At 64.8% G+C, this 1,502-nt stretch carries 2 protein-coding genes; both read left to right on the top strand.

Going from position 1 to position 1,502, the window contains the following annotated elements; genetic code table 11:
- The first annotated feature begins 217 nt into the window (after nucleotides 1-217).
- Complete coding sequence (locus A5652_RS12195; protein WP_197513938.1) at nucleotides 218-820, top strand: TetR/AcrR family transcriptional regulator; 603 nt, start codon at nucleotides 218-220, stop codon at nucleotides 818-820.
- Between the two features lie 62 nt (nucleotides 821-882).
- Nucleotides 883-1,502, top strand: a 620-nt coding sequence (locus tag A5652_RS12190; protein ID WP_197513937.1) for a GMC family oxidoreductase, incomplete at its 3' end; no start/stop codon positions are given.

Genomic DNA, 1,502 nt, shown 5'->3' with positions numbered 1-1,502 from the left:
CCTCGGCGGCCGGTTCGTCGGGACGTTTGACGAGCTTGCCGTTCTCGAACTTGGCGCCGGCACGGACAAGGGCGACCAGGGGGAAGAAATCGCGTGATTTAGCGTCCGATCGATCGGTTGCTTAACTGGGGAGGTCTGTTCTATGGTGACTGCTATGTCGCCTAGAGCGTCTGCTGTGGAGGCCGCCCGCACTCGTGATCGCATCCTGACTCGTAGCGTGGCGATCGCCTCGGTCGAGGGACTCGATGGACTGACCCTCGGTCGCCTGGCCGCCGACCTGAACATGAGCAAGGCCGGTGTGATCGGCCATTTCGGCACGAAGGAAACGCTGCAGATCGCCACCTTGGATAAAGGCTATGAGTTGTTCGAGGCCATTGCTTTCGAGCCGGTCGGGCACGTGGACCCAGGTCTGCCGCGCGTGCTGGCGCTGTGCGAGGGCTGGATTCGGTATCTGCTGAATGAAGGAGACTCCTTCCCGGGCGGGTGCCTGTTCACTACCGCAGCAGTCGAATTCGATGCTCGCGGCGGACCGGTGCGCGCGGCGGTGGCGGAGCTGTTCGGACGATGGCAGGACAAGCTGTCACACGCCGTTGGCGAGGCCCGCGACGCTGGGCACCTGCCCGCGAGCACTGATGTCGCGCAGGTCGTTTTCGAGTTGATCGGTACGTTCACGGCGATGAACCTCGCCGCGCAGCTGTTCGCCGACAAGAAAGCGGCGATGCGCGCGCGCCGCGCCGTCGCACGCATACTCGGCCTGGCTGACCCGGGCACCGGGCGGCTACCACGGCTCGCGTCGACTAATCGCGGCACGAAGACCTAACCGCAACTACCCACTCCTGTCGCTTTCTGCTCGATTCGCTCTGTCTGCAAAGGGGTTTTGCCATGCTCAAATCCGATGAGTTCGACCACATCGTGGTCGGCGCCGGCAGCGCGGGCTGCGTGCTAGCCAATCGGCTCAGCGCTGACGCGTCGACCCGAGTGCTACTGCTGGAGGCCGGCGGCGAGGATTCCGCGCCCGAGGTGCATATTCCGGCCTTGTTCGGCACGCTGTTCGGCACCGAGATGGACTGGGCGTACCGGTCGGTGAAGCAGTCCGGAACGGGCACCAGCGTCTACATACCGCGGGGGCGTGTGCTCGGTGGCTGCTCCTCGATGAACGCGATGGTCTACATCCGCGGTAACCGGCTGGACTACGACGGTTGGGACGCCGACTACGGAGCCGTGGGCTGGCGCTACGACGACGTGCTGCCATATTTTGTCCGCGCCGAGCACAACGCGCGGCTACACGGACCGCTGCACGGCGTGGATGGCCCACTGCATGTGCAGGACCCGGTTTATCTGCACGACCTCAACATGAAGTGGATGGAGTCCGCGACCGCCTGGGGGCTACCGAGAACCGACGACTTCAATGGGGTGCAGCAGATCGGTGTCGGCCCGTTTCAACTCACCCAGGCGCAGGGCAGGCGTTGGTCGGCGGCGGATGCCTACCTGCGCCCGGCGCT

The sequence above is a fragment of the Mycobacterium sp. 1165178.9 genome, from assembly GCF_001673555.1.
Taxonomy (GTDB): Bacteria; Actinomycetota; Actinomycetes; order Mycobacteriales; family Mycobacteriaceae; genus Mycobacterium.
Note: the sequence above shows the minus strand (reverse complement) of the source record. Positions and strands in the feature narration are given on the sequence as shown.